Raw genomic sequence first — 17945 nt, forward strand, 5'->3', positions numbered from 1 at the left:
TTGAGTTCAGAGGACAACACCATGATCGTTCTATCTTCCATGAAAGCAATGAGAACACGGCGTACAGAGCTATTGGCAAGCCTGGTGTTGTCCCTATGGCACAAGCTTAGACCCGAGCAAGGCTGTGAAGCTGATTGCTGCTAATATCCTGCATTAGTCGATAGATGTAAGCGCTCAGTAAATAACCCGCGACAATTTTTTCAAGTTTTGCTGTGACAGTAAGGAGTGAAGACTAGGCGTTAGTGGTCTTTGCTCCTTTTTCTTATTAGGGCAGTGGGGAGCTTGCCCTGAGCCTGTCGAAGGGTGAGGAGTAGAGAAAAAGAGGGTGGAACCGACAACTAGTCTTGCTCATCTCGGTTAAAGCGGAGATTATCTAGGGTTTGGCCAGGGGGTAAATCCACAAACACACGGTCCTCAGCCGTGACACCATCTAAAATTTGGATTTGATTGCCGATCTGAGGCCCTAAGGTGACGGGACGGAAACGAATATTTTGATTGTTTGCACCAGGTACCAGCACACCGGTTTCCCCACCCTGGGTAACCACAGCAACCGCTGGTACGACTAAAGCATCTGTGAGGCGATTGCCGAGAAAGGCGACATCGACATTCATATTTGAGCGCAGCTGCTCTAGACCATTCTCTAAGCGAATTCGCACCTGAAAAATGGTGACATTTTGGCGTTCAATGGCCTCTGGGGCAATCAGCCGCACTGTCCCCTTAAACAGATTTTCTGGATAAGCTGTCGATATAATCTCTACCGCCTGACCCACTTGAATTTGACCTAAATCGGCTTCAGGCACTTCGGCAACAACTTCTAAACCATCGGCGATCGCAAAAATAGCACTAGATGTGGCTGAAGCCGCTTCAGATGCTGACGTGGTTGGCGTGACAAAGGCTCCCTCAGTGGCAAATTTTTGGGTCACGACCCCGGCAAAGGGGGCTCGGATAATGGTGTTGTCGATGCGAGTTTGAGCGGCTGAGACTTGGCCTTTAGCGCGCTCAACACGGGCAGTGGCCTGGGCAACATCCTCCGGGTCCGGATCATCTTCTAGATCTACAAACCGTTGTTGCGCTTCGACCACCCTGGCCTCAAGCTGGCGCACATTGGCCAGGGCACTCTCGACAGCATTCTCACTATTGTCGAGTTCGCGAGCAGAAATTGCCCCCTGGCTGTAAAGGTCCCGATCGCGATCCAAGTCTCCCTCTACCAGGCTCAATCGCGCCTCAGCATCCACCAGCTGGGCTCTCACCGCCTCCAGATTTGACTCAGCCTGGGCCAGCTCTGGGCGATCTGTCCCCTGTAACAAATCTTGTAGTTGAGCCTCTACCTCTGCCAGATTGGCCTGGTTTTGGCGCAGTTGAGCATTCAAATCATCGATATCCATCCGGGCTACAACTTGCCCCTGCTCAACGATGTCTCCTTGTTCAACCAACAGCTCATCCACAATGCCCGAGTTCTTAGGGCTCAGGTTCACTGTGCGATAGGCTTCTACCTCACCACTGGCATTGATGCGAATCGTGACTTCTGCGGCCTCTACTGCCACAGTCAACGTATCAACATCGTAGGTATTGGCACGATAGCGCCGGAAGGTGACTGCGCCAATACCAATAATTGCGATCGCAACACCGCCAACAATCCATGGCAAAGGGCGCTGCTTAAAAAACCATTTCACTCGCTGATAACTCCGTGGTAATAACCGAGATTACTAGAGCACAAGCCAGTATTGATGCCCCTATGTAGCTTAACGAATTTATTGAATCATCAGGGTCAATAGGCATCACCAAAAACAACTATGGAGGAGAATATTTTAAGCTCACAACAAGGGTCGACAGATTTTCCCGTGCTTGAGCTCTAAATTACTGTTGAAGAAGATGGGTTCGATAGATAACAGAACGTCAGATAACAGAACGTTCTGTTAACCGTTCTAAAAACCTATACAAAATCCTGACTGATAGTGCCTGATGTCGAAGGACAGGCTTCGACGGTGCGCTCAGCCGACCTCCACAAGGGAATGCCCCTATAGGATTGTCCATTTTTAATGTCTACTGACACAACAATTACCAGCGAGACAGACTCAAGCTCTGCTCGGAGTACCCTTAGATATTCGCTCTCTCAGTCAATGGTGGCGCTAATTATTGCCTGATAGTACAGCTGTTAGCTCAGCTGGGACTAGCGCCGCTGCCTGACTGCGAGAGAAATCTGCTAACGCACTCCAGGCTGCATCAAAGAGCTGATCAGGCTGCAAATCGTCCTTTACCAAATCCCACAAACGCCCGACCTCTTCGGTGTGCAAACGATTGTCCTCAGTAAGGGCAGCCAAAATTTGCTGACGTAGATACTGACCTTCGTCAGACATTAAAAATTGCATCCCCAACCCGGCGGTGGGAATCAGGTTAAAGCCCTGATCGCCTTGGGCAATGCGAATCATATTCTCCAGACGCTGCCATTGGAAGCGGCCATCCTTGAACAAAACGTCAATCAGTCGCCGCCGCAGAGATTCGGTTTCACCCATTAGCAATCGCCTTGCCACATAGGGATAGGCAATCTCCACAATCTTAAATTCCGGATTGAGGGTGAGGGCCAGACCTTCTTGAGTAACCAACGAACGAATAATCAGTGCAAACTTGGCGGGTACTCGGAAGGGATATTCATATACCAGCTCTGAAAACCTATCGGTGATGCTCTTAAAGTTGAAGTTACTCACACTGGCACCAATGGCACCATCAAAAACTGCTTGCAGAGCAGGCACAATGGGCCGCACATCGACATCAGGGGTGAGAAAACCGAGTTTGACAAAATCATCGGCCAGCTTGTCATATTCCTGGTTGATTAGATGCACAACTGAGTCCACCAGAGTTTCCTTCATATCCTGGTTCAGCTGATCCATCATGCCAAAGTCAATGTAGGCCATGGCCCCATTGGGCATGGCAAACAGGTTGCCGGGATGGGGATCGGCGTGGAAAAAGCCAAACTCTAACAGCTGTCGAAGGCCTGACGAAACACCAATGCCAACCAGGTCATCAGAGTCTAAACCAGCCGCTTGCACCCGCTCGATGTCGGTTAGCTTAATGCCATCAATCCACTCCAGCGTCAGCACCCTGGTACTGGTATAGCGCCAGTAAATTGCTGGCACCTTGACCCTGGGGTCATCGGCAAAGTTAGCCGCGAAGGCCTCCGCATTACGACCTTCATTTAAGTAGTCGATTTCCTCAAAGAGCTTGGAGCCGAACTCATCCACGATCAAGGTGAGGTCGTGGCCCAGATTGAGGGGCAACCAGGGGGCAATCCAACCGGCAGCCCAACGCATCAAATATAGATCGCGGCAAATGATCGGCACTAATCCAGGGCGCTGAACCTTTACCGCAACCTCTTCTCCAGAGTAGAGGCGAGCTTTATATACTTGACCCAGACTAGCCGCGGCCACCGGCTCAGGCGATATGTAGCTATAAACTTCGTCAGGGGTGCGACCTAACTCTTTTTCAATAATTAGGCTCGCTACATAGCTATCAAAAGGGGGAAGCTGATCTTGAAGCTTGATCAGCTCATCTAGAAATTTTGGGTTGATTAAATCAGGGCGCGTAGAGAGGGCCTGACCAACCTTGATAAAGGTGGGACCAAGATCCGTTAATATCTGTCGCAATTGAGATGCTCGTTTGGGCTCATTGATGTCTTGACGCCCTAAACCTTTATCAAACAGCAGTCCTAAGAGAAAACTGCCAAGCATTAATACCACCGAAAGTGCCCGCCACAGCACTGTCCAAAGACGAAAGCGATAGTGGTTTGCGATCGCAACCGCATTGTACCGCCGCATCTTTTCAAGCTCAGCCATACATTCTCATCTCCTAAGCCAAACGCTCAGTCAAGAAGGCACAGTGACACCTGGGTGGTACGAGTATCATCAGCCTTCGCCCTAAGCAATGTGGATATTGGGTAAATTCTGCCCCACTATCCAACAGTAAATGTCTTAATCATAGTATAGATAACTACATTTTTATTTAGATTTCTCTGAGAATAACGAGTCCTACTCTAGTTAATCAACAAACAATAAGGAAGGAGCCCCTAGAGGCTCCTTCCTTATTTCACCTCAACTTCAAAAAAATAAACCAGCAAAAGGCTCAGTTGTTGGGGCCGCGCAGATATGTTGGGGCTGCGCAAATATTTAGATGACAGCGTTCAGGATAGAGGTGATAACCGATAGCAAAAAGGCACCGATAATCGCACTCCAGATGCCCCAGCGTAGGCGAAACCCCTCAACTAGCTTGGCAGACAGACCGAATAGAATCAGGTTTAGCAGCAGGCCCCCCAGGGTTACTAACCACAGCACACCCCCTAAAACTGGTAGGCCAGCAACAATATTGACAACGCCATTCAGCACACCAAAAACGAGGGCCGTAATCGCTGTTTTCCCGAAGCTATCAGACTCTACACCAGTGGGCAAAAAAGTAATAATTACCAGAGCAATGGTGGTAATCAACCAGGTAACAATAAAGGGAACGAGAACGTCCATGGCAGGGCTCCTTAGAGGCGATAATAACGGAATATCCGTGTTTACTCGTAGCAGTTTCGCCTGAAGTATATCAAATTTTTCTCTATGCGTAATTAAAGGAGTGTTAAGAGCAATGCCTTTAATTACGGCTATTTCAGCCGGTAATATTGGCGTAGTCGCTGCTGAAATTGTCCCCAGTGTTGGTCTAATTTGTCTGGGGTAAGTGTAAAAAGTTGCGGCGAGGCATCTTCGAGTGCGATCGCAACCATCGCCCGCTCCACCTTAATGTCATAATCCCGATATACCCAATTCACCGCCCAGCAGTAGGCCGCCACCTGCAGAAAATAATCTTCAATCCACTCTGGTTGTTTGGGACGTCGTGCAGTTTTCCAATCACAGACCAATAGCTGGCCCCCATAGACCATGAGCGCATCTGGATACCCAGCAAATTTAAGTGGATGCCACACCGCTCCTTCCACCAAAAGCACTTCGTCAATATTTTTGAGCACCGGCTCAATAGATGCCCAAAAGCCTTCAGTTCCCTCCGGTAGCACCCAGTCTTCTTGACGCAGATAGGCCTTAATCACCTTGTGAATTTTTGTCCCAGATCGTGACGCTTTGGCGGTAATGCGATTGGCTTCTTCAGCGCCCACCCGCTCCCGCCAGCGCCACAGACGCTCTTTATCTTCCCAAGGCTTGGTCGCTGACAAGACTGTGGTCACTCCAGGCAGTTGCTGTCCTTCTATTTCGTAATGCCGGCGACGATTTACCGAAACCTGCTTCGCTTTGTAATGGGGCAGCATTGACCAAATTACCCTAAGAAAAATTCATCCTAAAAACGTAGAGACGTTCCACAGAACATCGCTATAAAGCGCCCAACACCCCATATGCAATCCCTACTGCACCGCAAAGGACTCAATCATCCATTTATCGTCTTCTTTTCTGAGGCTATACTCCACCGTCAGCTGATCTTCATAGGAAAATGCACCGTTATACTCACCAAATTGATAAGCATTCCCCGTTTCACTGACGTCAGCCGTCACTTGAATCTGGTCATCGCCAAGCTCTTCAGCAGTCAGATTTTGGATAGATTGCTCATATTCTAGATGGACACCTTCCCGTTGATTGCTCTCTACCTTAGCAACCCACTGGGCAAGCGTTGGTTCCAACAAAATATCGGCCAGGGCATCAACATTCCACTGGGGACCCATGGCCTCAGATTTTATCTCATACCACTTTTCAATGGTCTCTTCAGCAATGACCTGTACATCACCGGTGGCCGTCGGTTGAATATCTGCAGTCGGCAGCTCAATAGCAGGACGCGTCACATCAATATCTAAAGGATCGCCCTTGATCTTAGGCCCACCAAACAGTCCGCCAAACAAGCTCAATAGCTGAGACATCATGAATCCCAGCACAATCAGGCCACCCAGAGCCAAAAGTAACACCAGTGCTAAGCGCCCCCATTTAGGAGATGAACGCCGTCGAGTTTTCACAACCGGCTCGTCAAACCCAACACTGGCAGTTAATTCATCATCGAGTTGGCCATCAGGAGATAGATTAGAAACCTCCTCCGCTGTGTAGGCTGTCGGACGCGAGCCAGCAGTAGCGGCGGCACCAGCAGCACCGAGGCCGACCGTGGCCGCTGTACCGACACCAACAGAGGGTGCCGATCCAAACGATGGACGCTCATAATCTGTAGGCACACGACTATAGCCTGACCCACCATAATCTGATGTGCCAAAGCGGCCAATGGGAGGCTGCGGCACTGCATCCTCAGGGGGCATGGATTCTAAGTAAGCTTGCACCTGCGCATTGGCAAAGTAGTCTTTGAGGGTGACATTGCTTTGATCCAAATCCCGAAAGAAGGGAAACACGTCCTGTTGTAACCAGCGTTCAGTGTACAAACACAGCCCAGGCAACAAATCCGGCGCGCCTGCAGAATGCTCCCTAATAAACGCTATGGGTTCATTCTCATGGCTGCGCTCCAGGGCGTAGGTGGCCTCTTCGGTTTGCCCTAGCAGCACTGCACACACAGCCTGTTCTAGATAGACATCCTGGCGCTCTGTTAGCAAGGACAACCGCTGTTTAGCTTGACGCACAAGCTTAGGCTGATGCTTAGCAAAGCCCCTCGCCAAAAGTGCATACACCGATAGATAAACACCAACGGATGACGGTCGCTGAGCTTCACCCTCAAAAATATCCTGTTGCTCTGCCGATGTCAGGTAACTCCGCAACTGCTGCACAAATCGCAAAAAGTCCTCAACGCTTAACCCCGAGGCATCATCATTGGCACCATCAATGCCCCCTCGCGCTTCTAACATGGACTTCAATAAAGCGACACCTTGTTGTCTGGCCGCTTTATCGGCCAGGGGACGCGCCACCAGCTCTAGGATCCGATAGGGCTTAAGTCTATCGAGATCTGCATGAATTTCTGCCTGCATCTCGGGAAATAGGTTTTCCCGAAGCATGAGTTCCTGACCCGTTTCCAAAGACTCTGCTGCATTTTCGTATTGGTGCTGTTGCCACTGCTCTCGCCCTAGTTCCAGACAAGCCAGACCAATGGTCAAGACAACATCGGCAAGGGCATGCTCATCCCCCCCTTCTAGGGCACTAGCTCCGCTAGTTAAGTAAGGTCGTCCCAAGCGAATAACCAGCTCATATTCACCCAGTTCCAACAGCACCAGCAACGCTCCGATAAGCTGCTGCTCATAAATTTCAATTAAAGCGGGCTCAGCACCTGCCGCCAAAAGTTGAGCATCGTAAACCTGACGGGTGCCTGAGTCTTTTAGAGCAACATAGGCGGCATCAATCAGCTGTTTACGGGATTGAATTGCAAACTCCGAATATTCCCGACGAGGTAACTGTAAAGTACGATCACGATGAGCCTGCTCCAGTTGTTCCGCTGTCGCTTGCATGGGCAGCCCCAGAATTCGGTAATAATCTAGCGGAATTTGCACAGTGACTTCCTTAGCACTCAAGTTAACTTCAGCTTGTGTGTGAGGCTTTGCAGAACTCTAGTACAGGCACTAATGAACATCCCTATAATATGGATGGATAGAAACTACCTGAGCCGGGTAAAACAGTTGCCTACTTAAAACCGCATACATAATAGCGATGAAATGCTGATATTTGAAAGCCTACAGCAATGAATCAAACTTTTCAGACAATTGGCTGAGGAAATTAAGGTTATAAAGCCACTGTTTTTAGTGGGCATTTTCCTATGTAGCAGTCCCCATAAATCTACCTGCTTTGCTGGTTCTAGGGCAGAAAGAAACTTCAAAATAAAGTCCTCAGATCTACAATACCAAGCAAATACTAAGGATTGATCTGCCAGGTACGACCACTCAATTTAAGTGGATATTCAAGCAGATTAAAAACATCGGTCACCGGGAAAGCGAGATTGTCGTCTAAAATTATGTTCGGTCGATTTTAACTTAATCGGGCCAACAAATATCCGCGTAAGCGCGCGGTGATCATGAATTGATCACTTTTTTGGAATAATCATAATTTGTATTGCGGCGAGGCGATTGGCAAGCCAATGGTTCAGGAAAGGACATTACCAACATTTCAAGCAACTTCGGCAAAGCTCGATAAGCAGGAGGGCCTGAGGATATACGAAGATATGGTCCTGGGCCGCTATTTCGAAGATAAATGCGCCGAAATGTACTATCGGGGCAAGATGTTCGGATTTGTACACCTTTATAACGGTCAAGAAGCTGTCTCCACCGGAGTCATCAAATCGATGCGCCCTGATGACTATGTGTGCAGCACCTATCGTGACCATGTTCATGCCCTAAGTGCCGGAGTACCCGCCAATGCTGTAATGGCCGAACTCTTTGGTAAAGAGACTGGTTGCAGCAAGGGTCGGGGTGGCTCCATGCATATGTTTTCCAAAGAGCACAACCTGCTGGGGGGCTTTGCCTTTATCGGTGAAGGCATCCCTGTAGCCCTGGGCGCGGCATTTCAGTCGCGATATCGCCGTGATGCCCTGGGCGATGCCTCTGCTGACCAGGTGACTGCCGCCTTCTTTGGTGATGGTACAACGAACAATGGTCAGTTTTTCGAGTGCCTGAATATGGCGGCTCTATGGAATCTACCCATTCTATTCGTAGTTGAGAACAATAAGTGGGCGATTGGGATGGCCCACGAGCGGGCGTCTTCTCAAACCGAGATTTATCGCAAGGCCAGCGTGTTTGGTATGCCTGGCTATGAGGTTGATGGTATGGATGTGCTAGCAGTACGCGAGGTCGCCCAGGCGGCCATTGCCCGCGCCCGTGCGGGTGAAGGTCCCACCTTAATCGAGTGTTTGACCTATCGTTTCCGGGGTCACTCACTGGCGGATCCTGATGAATTGCGATCGCAGGCCGAGAAAGACGAATGGCAGGCCCGCGATCCCCTCGTCCGCATGGAAGCGTATTTGATTGAACAAAACCTAGCTGACGAAGCTGAGCTTAAGGCGATTAAAAAGCGGATCGAAGCCCACGTCGAAGACGCCGTCAAGTTTGCCGAAGAAAGCCCTGAGCCCTCTCCCGCTGAGCTTCATCGCTACATCTTTGCGGAAGAGTAATGTGAAATCCGCCTCCTGAATTAATCGCAGTTAGCAAATCAATAGGGTATCTAAATGGCAGAAACACTTTTATTTAACGCCCTGCGGGAAGCCGTGGACGAAGAAATGGGCAGGGATGAAACCGTCTTTGTTATCGGTGAAGATGTGGGCCACTATGGCGGTTCTTATAAGGTCACCAAAGGGCTGTACGAAAAATATGGCCCCCTGCGGGTGCTAGACACCCCCATTGCGGAAAACAGCTTTACCGGTATGGCCGTAGGTGCCGCCATGACCGGCCTAAAGCCCATTGTCGAAGGCATGAACATGGGCTTTTTACTGTTGGCTTTTAACCAAATCGCCAATAACGCAGGCATGCTGCCCTACACCTCTGGTGGTAACTACCATATCCCCATGGTGATTCGTGGACCGGGTGGTGTGGGTCGTCAGTTAGGCGCAGAGCACTCCCAGCGTCTGGAGGCTTACTTCCAAGCGGTGCCCGGTCTGAAAATTGTGGCCTGCTCTACGGCTTACAACGCTAAAGGTCTGCTTAAGTCAGCTATCCGCGATAAAAACCCTGTTCTCTTCTTTGAGCATGTGCTGCTTTACAATCTGAAGGAAGACTTGCCTAGCGATGAGTACTTGGTGCCATTGGATAAGGCTGAAATGGTTCGCCCCGGTAAGGATGTCACTATCCTCACCTATTCTCGTATGCGTCACCATGTACTGCAGGCAGTCAAAGGCATTGAAGCCCAGGGATTTGACCCAGAGGTCATCGACCTGATTTCCCTAAAGCCCATCGACTACGACACCATTGGGGCATCAATTCGCAAAACCCACAAGGTGATCATTGTCGAAGAGTGTATGCGCACTGGGGGAATTGCCGCCGAAATTATTGCATCGATCAACGATCGGTTCTTTGATGAACTAGATGCACCGGTGATGCGTCTGTCTTCCCAAGATATTCCAACTCCCTACAATGGTCGTTTGGAAAGTCTGACCATTGTGCAGCCCAAACAAATTGTTGAGGCTGTGGAAAAAATGATGACTGCACGGGTGTAGGTCATTACTAAATAGGCATCATGAGCACAGAGGATAGCCTTATCTTCTGTGCTTTTTTATTTCTACCAAGGGATTAATGGAACCAATAACGGCAACCTATAATAGGATGTTTGGTTGGATAGCTAGTCACACGTACAAGGACCGGTGTATGGATAATACGGAGAAGGGCCATGGGTAAACAACGCTCGATGTTGGTGGTCATTGTTGGACTTGCGATCGCAGCAGTGTTTACCATTGTGCAACTGCCCACCCAGCTAGGCTTAGACCTGCGAGGTGGTTCCCAACTCACCCTCCAAGTACTAACCAATGAACAGGTCACTCAAATCTCTGAACGAGAGTTAGAAGCCGTCCAACGGGTCATCGAAAACCGAGTTAATGGCCTCGGTGTGTCAGAAGCCATCGTCCAAAGCTCTGGGCAAGATCAGCTGCTGATTCAGCTGCCAGGTGTCAGCGACCCAGCCCAAGCTCAGCGTGTATTAGGGGGTACAGCCCAGTTAGAGTTTCGCTCCCAAAGACCAGGGACTGAAGGCCAACTGAGGGCGATCTCAGATATTGTCAACCAGCAAGAACTTGAGCAGGCAACTATCCTAGCTGTTGGTAATGAGAACATCACCGATGAGCAGCTGGCTGAACTTGACCGGGTTACAGCGAACCTGCAAACCAGCCGTGAAACATTGTTGGAACTGTTCGAAGATACTGATTTGACTGGGGACAAACTCACAGATGCTTTAGCCAGTCCCCTAGGCACCGGTCAATCATGGCAAGTCTCCATTTACTTCAACAACGAAGGCGGTACTCTTTTCACCGAAATGACCCGTAATATCGCAGGCACAGGTCGAGTTTTGGGCATTTTCCTGGATAATCGACTAATTAGTGCCCCCACAGTTGATGTACAGTATGCTGCCACAGGTATTTCCGGCAATAGTGCCACTATCTCAGGTAGTTTCAATGCCGAAGCAGCCAGGGATTTAGAAATTCAATTACGGGGCGGTGCTTTGCCCGTGCCCGTAGAAGTGGTCGAAAATCGCACGGTCGGCGCTACGTTGGGTCGCGATAGCATTCAACGTAGCCTATACGCAGGCCTTGCAGGCCTGATCTTAGTGCTGGTCTTTATGGCCGTTTATTATCGTCTACCCGGACTCTTGGCGGACGTTGCCTTGGTAGTTTATGCCCTGCTCACCTGGGCGGCCTACAACATTTTGGGTGTGACCATGACCCTGCCAGGTATTGCCGGTTTCATTCTCAGTATCGGTATGGCAGTAGACGCGAACGTCCTTATCTTCGAGCGCACCCGCGAAGAATTGCGAGCCGGTAAAACCCTCTACCGTTCCGTAGAGTCAGGATTTTATAGAGCATTCTCCAGCATTCTCGACAGCAATGTCACCACCATCATTGCCTGTGCTGCCTTGTTCTGGTTTGGTGCTGGTTTAGTTAAAGGCTTTGCCCTTACCCTGGCAGTCGGTGTGGCAGTGAGTCTGTTTACAGCCTTCACCTGCACCCGAAATCTTCTTTTCTTTGTGATTAGCTTTCCTCAATTTCGCAAGGTGGGCTATTTTGCCCCGAGCCTAGCCACCGATCTGCCCTCTACTTCGCAACCGTCCCAATCATGAAATTGAACGTCGTTAAACAACGCGGTATCTGGTGGCTCGTTTCTGGTGTCTTGGTCGTCGTCAGCCTTGCGGCCATGGCCCTGTCATGGTCACAGTTTAATGGCCCTGTTAAACCAGGACTAGACTTTATTGGTGGGACACGACTACAGCTAGAACGCAACTGCAGCGATGGGGTAAGCTGCACCGATCCTATTGATATCGTCGAAATTCGCACTATTTTAGATGAGCAAGGGTTGGAAGGCAGCAGCCTACAGCTAGTGGGCGATTCTGGCCAAGCCCTATCCATTCGTACCCGCAACTTAGACGTAGACGAACAAACAGAACTGCGCTCAGCCTTAGAAGGCTATCTCGGTGAGATTGATCCAACAGCTTCAAAAATCGATGTCGTTGGCCCAACCATTGGTGAACAACTTTTAGTGGCTGGTCTGCTCTCTCTATTGGTTGCTTTTGTTGGGATCACTGTTTATTTAAGTCTTCGGTTTAAATTTGACTATGCATTGCTAGCACTCCTAGCCCTGCTGCACGACGTAGTCATCACCCTAGGTATTTTTTCAATTCTGGGGCTCACCATTGGGTACGAGGCAGACAGTTTATTTATTGTGGCACTACTGACAATTGTTGGCTTTTCCGTCAACGACACCGTAGTCATCTACGATCGCATCCGTGAAAATTTCAAACTGATGCCCGATCAGGATATTGATCAAACGGTGAATGATGCTGTTAATCAAACATTAGGGCGCTCCATCAACACCACCATGACAACGGCGCTTCCCCTATTAGCCATCGTGATTTTTGGGGGAGATACCCTTAAGTTCTTTGCCTTAGCACTGATTGTTGGCTTTTTAGCCGGAGCCTATTCGAGTATCTTTATTGCTAGTACGCTGCTGGCTTTGTGGCGATCTAGCTCTAGCTCTAATACAGATATGGCGACATCAGCCACGGAGTAACTTTATAAGCCGTCTATCTTAAATACGTCGCAAAGGAGATTGATTAATCAGAGAGGTGACTTCTTCCAACGGTTCTAAAAACATCGACAGCAATTACACCACAGTCGCCACCGAACGGGCCATTGAAGCTCTGAGACAGCATTCTTTAACGACCTGGTGGCGGTTGACGGTGGGTATATGGCTAACAATTGGGCCGTTAACTCTATGGCAGCTGCGTTCAGAAATCAGCTTACTGTTGGATTATTTCACCTGGACCTCTGTCTACTACGGATTGAAGTATAACTTCTTAGGAGCTGTGGGGTTCTTTTTGTGCGTCGGTTTGGCTAGCACTCTACTAGTCCGTGAAATTCGTCATTTAGTCTTAGGTATTTCTCCTATCGAGCGCCAACGTTTAGAGAGCCAATTAGCTAAAATTCGTCGACAGGGACCCTCCCATCCATTGTGGTCGTTGGTCAGTCGACCATAAAGATTTCGTCGTAGGGTTCTTCCATGGAAGGGTCCTACGGCGAAATCTTCAATAATTACAAAATCATCCATTGATTTTGTGACACCATCGCTAAAATATCGAGTCTATAATCATTGGCTCTACTTTATGCGACTGACAACTGATCGATTAACAATTCGCGATTGGCGTCCGATTTACGACGCTCAGCAAGCATTTGATATTTACGGCGATCCCAGGGTGACACGTTGGCTACAGGGTCAGTCTGACAGTTCTATTCAGATGACCCAAGAACGACTACAGCGCTATTGTGAACGCTGTGTTGACGGCCTAGGAATTTGGGCCGTTGTTGAAAAAGCCATTGATCGAGCCATCGGCAGCATTCTGCTGATTCCTTTACCTAAGAACGACAAAACTGACAGTGGCAAAATTGAAATTGGCTGGCATTTTCGTCCTGCAAGTTGGGGCTATGGTTATGCTACTGAAGCAGCCAGTACCCTTCTTCAGTATGGGTTTCACACAAAACAGCTACCCACTATTTATGCAGTTACTACCCCAGACAATATTCGGTCTCAGCGGGTCATGACTCGGCTCGGAATGGAAGCCTTAGGGTTTACCGATGACTATTACGATCGCACCTTGCAGCTTTATCGTTTGGCATCTACAAACTATTCTTCTGGCCAACTCGCATCAATGGCCGATAGCACCGTATCAACGTCTGTGCCGCTGATGTAGTTGACCATTTCAGCCCAAAACGTACCGGTGCCTACCGCCGCTGGCATCAAGTCAGAACCATCAAAGCGAATGGTTTCGGCTTGGGTCAATACGGCTGCCATTTGGCGCACTCCATCATTGGGGTAGATAGCCAAGTCCACCTCTTGGTGGGGACTAATATAGCCACGGGCAGCCCAACTTTCGTGGGGAGTCACCGTTGTTAGATAGTTAATGGCCGCTTGGGCCGCTGGGGAATTATTGGTGATCGCAATTACCAAACCGCCCGTTAACAGAGGTGATTGCGGCCCATCCCCCGGCAATAAAAAGACCCGAGTGTCTTTCCCTGGCTCAACGGTATCGGGCAAAAAATCGGTAATAAAGCTAGCTTGACGATGCAGATAACAGCCTGGAGGTTGATCAAACATGGGGGCTGGCGCATCTCCAAAGGGAGTACTGATGGCACCAACAACGCCACCACGCACATAGCGATCGTTACGCACAATGTCTCCAAACATTTGGAAGGCCTCTTTAACCGGGGGAGAGTTAAAGGGAATCTCATGGGCGACCCACTGGTCATATACCTCAGTGCCTGCCGTTCGCAACAAAATATCTTCTACCCAGTCAGTACCCACCCATCCGGTGGCCTCTCCACTCTCCAGGCCAAAACACCAGGGTGTTTTACCATCAGCTGCAATTCTCTCAGTAAGACCGATCAGTTCATCCCAACTTTGAGGGATGTTATAGCCAGCCGCTTCAAAGGCATCAGGGTTGTACCAAACTAAACTTTTTGGATCGGACCGCATCCACAATCCATAAACTTGTTCATCCACGGTGCCTAAATCGACCCAGTCGGGGCCAAAGGCAGCGGTTAATGCGGGCAGCTCAACAATATCATTTAAGGGAGTCAGGGCTCCTTCTCTTGCCAGATCTCTCATGAGCCCAGGCTGTGGAAAAATTGCTAAATCTGGCACATCTCCTCCCGCCACCCGAATGGGTAACACAGTGGAGAAGGCATCTGTACCTTCATAAACCACCTCAATTCCAGTCTCGGCAGTAAAGGGGGCAAAGGCCTCTTCAACAATCTCCTGACCTACGCCAGTTAAGGATCCTAAGATGACTAATGTATCGCTGCTGTTGTTCTGGGAGTTGCCATTACAGGCGGTTAACAACAATGACAACACACTAACAATGTGGAGAGAACGGGGGGTAAATTTCATGACATCCGATGCCTGGTGACCTTGGCTAGTTTACGCATTGTAGGGGCATTGCCTGCAATCCCCCTAGCTGGATGCACTGGTGTAAAAACGTAATGCAAATCGCCAAAATAAACGGGATACTTGAAATAACCCTAAGGCGAGCAGTCCAGAGCCCGCTAACCAGGTAACTTCAATGCGATTAAGAAACACTTGGGCAGGCACTGTAGTTAAAAAAGCGACCGGAATCACAAAGGTGAAAAATATACGAAACGCAGCGGGATAAGCCACTATCGGAAACCGGCCAGCTTCTAAAAAGCCCCGTAGTACTTCTGTTACGTTATAAATTTTGACAAACCAGATACTCGTGGCTCCTAACATAAACCACAGACTGTATAAACTCATAAAGCCTAAAGCCAGGGGGACCATGGCGGCCAAGTAATTCCCCATACCCAATCCCAGTTGGTTGCCTGCGTATAGGATCATGACAGCCCCTAGCACCAGATCTGGAAATCCCCAAGGTGAAATCGTGCGTGTCGACAGCCAAAACTGAGAGCTAATGGGCTTAAGCAGGACAAAATCTAAGGTGCCGTCCTGTACATGCCTAACAATTCGACTCAGATTAGGGCTCAAAAATGTAGCGGCAAACCCCTGTAGCATGGTAAAAACACCCAATACCACTAGCGCTTCTTGCCATTGCCATCCTTGAAACTCGTAGCCCGTGCGATAGAATAAAAACAAACCAAATAAACTGCCACCCAAGGCCGTTAGGCTACTGAGGGTGGCAATTATAAAATTCAGGCGGTATTCAAGTTCAGCTGCGATCGCAACTTCCCAAAACAGCCGCAATACCCTTAAATAGCGCCGCACTGTCATTAACTCCCAAGTCATCAGCTCCATCGTAGCAACAGGCCTTGGAAGAATCGACAAGATTTCTAACTAGGCAGTATGTTGACCATCGATGTAGCGCTTCAGCTCACCTTGTAGACGATAGCGAGCCCGAGCGATACGAGACTTCACAGTACCCAAGGAAACGCCGGTAATTTCAGCAATCTCTTCGTAGGGCAGACCTTGAATCTCTCTCAAAACAATAGTAGTGCGGAATACTTCAGGTAATTCAGCTATAGCTGCTTGTAAACGCTCATAAAACTCATGGGTCATCATCGTATCCACGGGACTAGGGTCTTCTGAGGCAATCTCCCAATCAACCTGACCATCATCCAAATGCCTAGGGGCGTCTAGAGATAACGTGCCTGCGTGACGCTTACGCTTACGTAGCTCGTCATAAAACAAATTAGTGGTAATACGACTCATCCAACCCTTGAACTTTACAGGTGCCTGCAGACGATTTAGGTTGCGATAGACACGAATCCAAACCTCTTGAGCTAGATCAGCTCGGTCGGACCAATCTGGAGCAAGATGATAAAGCTGACGATCTACATGGGATTTGTAGCGACGCATTAGCTCCGAAAACGGTGCCTGCTCTGGATAACGGTTACGCTGACAAACAGTAATTAACTCGGTTAGATCTAACTGATTAAGGTGCTCAGCAATCAGTTTTTGACTGTCGGGTTGAATAGCTTGAAAAGGAGAGATTTTAGTAACAGAATCAAGAACTCCAGTGGATAAAGCGCGTGCGTCAAGTTGGATAGTAGTCATAATAAAAACAATTCAGGAAGTTGTTTAATACGGGGGCTGAATTGGCTAGGTCTTACACCTAAATTTAGTTAGAAATAATGGCAGTGTTCTGACTCTGGAATAACAAAGACTTTCGTGACGATCACTGAGCCCATCAACCAGTGTAATGAAAGCTACCAACATCAAACATCAGCCATCTAACCGAGCGTTGTTCCTAAGAAAACTCTCATTACCACTTTAGTCGGTGGTCCTCAGGTAGTCCGTAAAGTGTTAGTTAAGAGATAGGCAATAAAAGCTTTTGTCTAATAAAAAAGTTCAACTTAATCAGTGAAAATATGGGGGATATAAAGACGATTAGACATGCTTTAAAGTTAAGACGAACAGGCTACATATTAACTTTGCATAACCATCTCTAAGTTTATGTTTTCTACACATACTTAAGTACTGTATGTGCTGTGTTTAAAACAGCTACTTAAGCCCCCATGCCTGAATAGCGCTTTAAACCCTGCCGCCATAGCAAACGATTGAAGCACCAAAAAATTAGACACCATGCCAGGGTAATTAAAATACTCTTACCAATTTGAATAGGTAAACCAACCATCAAACTGGCGGGCACATAAATTAAATAGGGAAATGGAGTCCACATGACAATTGCGCGAACGGTCTCAGGGAATAGGGTAAGCGGTGCCACCATGCCTGAGAAAAAGGTGTAAAGCAAAAACGAGAATTGTTCAATTGCCGTTGCGCGCTCAACCCAAAATGCCATCATGGCATAGGTATATTGCATTAAAAAGCGCAGACAAAAGGCCAAACTAATCGCCACTAACCCCCAAACAATATGGGTAGGCCTTTGACGAGCGACAGGGTATAAGACTAAAAACAGCGCTACTAAAGCGGCAATAAATGGTAGCCTGGCCAGGCGTTCGGCTAGATGAGATGAAAAGTGACGCCAGCCCGGATCTAGTGGCTGTAGCAATAGCGGCGATAGCTTACCTTCTAAAACCTCACGCTCAAAATCCCAAATAACCCAAACAACGGTCAGCTGTCGCACAACAAAAACCGCTAAAAAATAGCGCACCACATCATCGGGATTCAGTTCAAACTGTCCGCTGCGAGCGGCTTCTTGCCACAACCCCATAAGGATTAACGGAAATGACCCCGAAAGCACCCAAAACATGAGTTCAGCACGATACTCAAGCATGTAAGCGTAGTAAACGGCAAGTAGCGTCGGGATTACTTGCACTAGACGTTGAGGATACTTAAGCAGAGACATCACAACTGAAGCCATAAGGGTTACTAGGCTATT

General features: G+C 48.7%; 15 protein-coding genes. 6 read left to right on the forward strand and 9 right to left on the reverse strand.

The features are described from left to right. Window positions 1-338: 338 nt before the first annotated feature. The 5 genes from SPB21_RS15425 to SPB21_RS15445 all read right to left on the reverse strand — a co-directional run bounded on the left by SPB21_RS15425 (window position 339) and on the right by SPB21_RS15445 (window position 7447). Window positions 339-1673 carry an HlyD family secretion protein gene (locus SPB21_RS15425; RefSeq protein ID WP_499867072.1) on the reverse strand — a complete coding sequence of 445 codons (1335 nt, stop codon included), beginning with the start codon at window positions 1671-1673 and terminating at the stop codon, window positions 339-341. A 456-nt stretch (window positions 1674-2129) separates the two neighbouring features. Beyond that, a complete protein-coding gene (locus tag SPB21_RS15430) occupies window positions 2130-3830 on the reverse strand; it encodes an ABC1 kinase family protein (protein WP_163667762.1) in 1701 nt (566 codons plus the stop codon). Window positions 3831-4160: 330 nt separating this feature from the next. After that, entirely contained in the window at window positions 4161-4508 is a 348-nt protein-coding gene (locus tag SPB21_RS15435) for a phage holin family protein (RefSeq protein WP_006515272.1), read from the reverse strand. 128 nt (window positions 4509-4636) lie between these two features. Next, on the reverse strand, window positions 4637-5290 hold the full coding sequence (locus tag SPB21_RS15440) for a PD-(D/E)XK nuclease family protein (RefSeq protein WP_499867073.1): 654 nt from the start codon (window positions 5288-5290) through the stop codon (window positions 4637-4639). 93 nt (window positions 5291-5383) lie between these two features. Continuing rightward, entirely contained in the window at window positions 5384-7447 is a 2064-nt protein-coding gene (locus SPB21_RS15445) for an IMS domain-containing protein (protein ID WP_163667757.1), read from the reverse strand. Window positions 7448-8028: 581 nt separating this feature from the next. Between SPB21_RS15445 and pdhA the strand changes: the two genes are divergently transcribed. From pdhA to SPB21_RS15475, 6 genes are all read left to right on the forward strand, one after another. Next, a complete protein-coding gene (pdhA, locus tag SPB21_RS15450; RefSeq protein WP_006515269.1) occupies window positions 8029-9057 on the forward strand; it encodes a pyruvate dehydrogenase (acetyl-transferring) E1 component subunit alpha in 1029 nt (342 codons plus the stop codon). Window positions 9058-9111: 54 nt separating this feature from the next. Next, window positions 9112-10095, forward strand: a complete 984-nt coding sequence (locus SPB21_RS15455; RefSeq protein ID WP_006515268.1) for an alpha-ketoacid dehydrogenase subunit beta — start codon at window positions 9112-9114, stop codon at window positions 10093-10095. 170 nt (window positions 10096-10265) lie between these two features. Continuing rightward, window positions 10266-11705 carry a protein translocase subunit SecD gene (gene secD, locus SPB21_RS15460; protein WP_163667754.1) on the forward strand — a complete coding sequence of 480 codons (1440 nt, stop codon included), beginning with the start codon at window positions 10266-10268 and terminating at the stop codon, window positions 11703-11705. Beyond that, entirely contained in the window at window positions 11702-12652 is a 951-nt protein-coding gene (gene secF, locus SPB21_RS15465) for a protein translocase subunit SecF (RefSeq protein WP_163667751.1), read from the forward strand. The genes secD and secF overlap by 4 nt, the downstream gene beginning before the upstream one ends. A gap of 55 nt (window positions 12653-12707) precedes the next feature. After that, window positions 12708-13118, forward strand: coding sequence for a hypothetical protein (locus SPB21_RS15470; RefSeq protein WP_163667748.1), 411 nt, complete (start codon window positions 12708-12710; stop codon window positions 13116-13118). Window positions 13119-13244: 126 nt separating this feature from the next. Continuing rightward, on the forward strand, window positions 13245-13829 hold the full coding sequence (locus SPB21_RS15475; protein WP_163667744.1) for a GNAT family N-acetyltransferase: 585 nt from the start codon (window positions 13245-13247) through the stop codon (window positions 13827-13829). On the opposite strand, the gene SPB21_RS15480 is transcribed toward SPB21_RS15475, so the two are convergent. The 4 genes from SPB21_RS15480 to SPB21_RS15495 form a co-directional block, all read right to left on the reverse strand. Beyond that, a complete protein-coding gene (locus tag SPB21_RS15480) occupies window positions 13763-15025 on the reverse strand; it encodes an ABC transporter substrate-binding protein (protein ID WP_163667741.1) in 1263 nt (420 codons plus the stop codon). The genes SPB21_RS15475 and SPB21_RS15480 overlap by 67 nt on opposite strands. Window positions 15026-15088: 63 nt before the next feature. Continuing rightward, window positions 15089-15892, reverse strand: coding sequence for an ABC transporter permease (locus tag SPB21_RS15485; protein WP_250565698.1), 804 nt, complete (start codon window positions 15890-15892; stop codon window positions 15089-15091). Between the two features lie 48 nt (window positions 15893-15940). Then, on the reverse strand, window positions 15941-16660 hold the full coding sequence (locus SPB21_RS15490) for a sigma-70 family RNA polymerase sigma factor (protein ID WP_163667737.1): 720 nt from the start codon (window positions 16658-16660) through the stop codon (window positions 15941-15943). Between the two features lie 451 nt (window positions 16661-17111). Beyond that, window positions 17112-17927 carry an ABC transporter permease gene (locus SPB21_RS15495; RefSeq protein WP_163667720.1) on the reverse strand — a complete coding sequence of 272 codons (816 nt, stop codon included), beginning with the start codon at window positions 17925-17927 and terminating at the stop codon, window positions 17112-17114. Window positions 17928-17945: the final 18 nt, after the last annotated feature.

This window comes from Leptothoe sp. ISB3NOV94-8A (assembly GCF_043421595.1).
GTDB classification, from domain to species: domain Bacteria; phylum Cyanobacteriota; class Cyanobacteriia; order Phormidesmidales; family Phormidesmidaceae; genus Leptothoe; species Leptothoe turfae.

Excerpts from the sequence above, each read along its gene's own strand:
- secF (WP_163667751.1), top strand. The coding sequence starts at position 11,702 with ATGAAATTGAACGTCGTTAAACAACGCGGTATCTGGTGGCTCGTTTCT.
- secD (WP_163667754.1), top strand. The coding sequence starts at position 10,266 with ATGGGTAAACAACGCTCGATGTTGGTGGTCATTGTTGGACTTGCGATC.
- SPB21_RS15490 (WP_163667737.1), bottom strand. The coding sequence starts at position 16,660 with ATGACTACTATCCAACTTGACGCACGCGCTTTATCCACTGGAGTTCTT.
- SPB21_RS15435 (WP_006515272.1), bottom strand. The coding sequence starts at position 4,508 with ATGGACGTTCTCGTTCCCTTTATTGTTACCTGGTTGATTACCACCATT.
- pdhA (WP_006515269.1), top strand. The coding sequence starts at position 8,029 with ATGGTTCAGGAAAGGACATTACCAACATTTCAAGCAACTTCGGCAAAG.
- SPB21_RS15480 (WP_163667741.1), bottom strand. The coding sequence starts at position 15,025 with ATGAAATTTACCCCCCGTTCTCTCCACATTGTTAGTGTGTTGTCATTG.
- SPB21_RS15495 (WP_163667720.1), bottom strand. The coding sequence starts at position 17,927 with ATGGCTTCAGTTGTGATGTCTCTGCTTAAGTATCCTCAACGTCTAGTG.
- SPB21_RS15440 (WP_499867073.1), bottom strand. The coding sequence starts at position 5,290 with ATGCTGCCCCATTACAAAGCGAAGCAGGTTTCGGTAAATCGTCGCCGG.
- SPB21_RS15455 (WP_006515268.1), top strand. The coding sequence starts at position 9,112 with ATGGCAGAAACACTTTTATTTAACGCCCTGCGGGAAGCCGTGGACGAA.
- SPB21_RS15475 (WP_163667744.1), top strand. The coding sequence starts at position 13,245 with ATGCGACTGACAACTGATCGATTAACAATTCGCGATTGGCGTCCGATT.
- SPB21_RS15485 (WP_250565698.1), bottom strand. The coding sequence starts at position 15,892 with ATGACTTGGGAGTTAATGACAGTGCGGCGCTATTTAAGGGTATTGCGG.
- SPB21_RS15430 (WP_163667762.1), bottom strand. The coding sequence starts at position 3,830 with ATGGCTGAGCTTGAAAAGATGCGGCGGTACAATGCGGTTGCGATCGCA.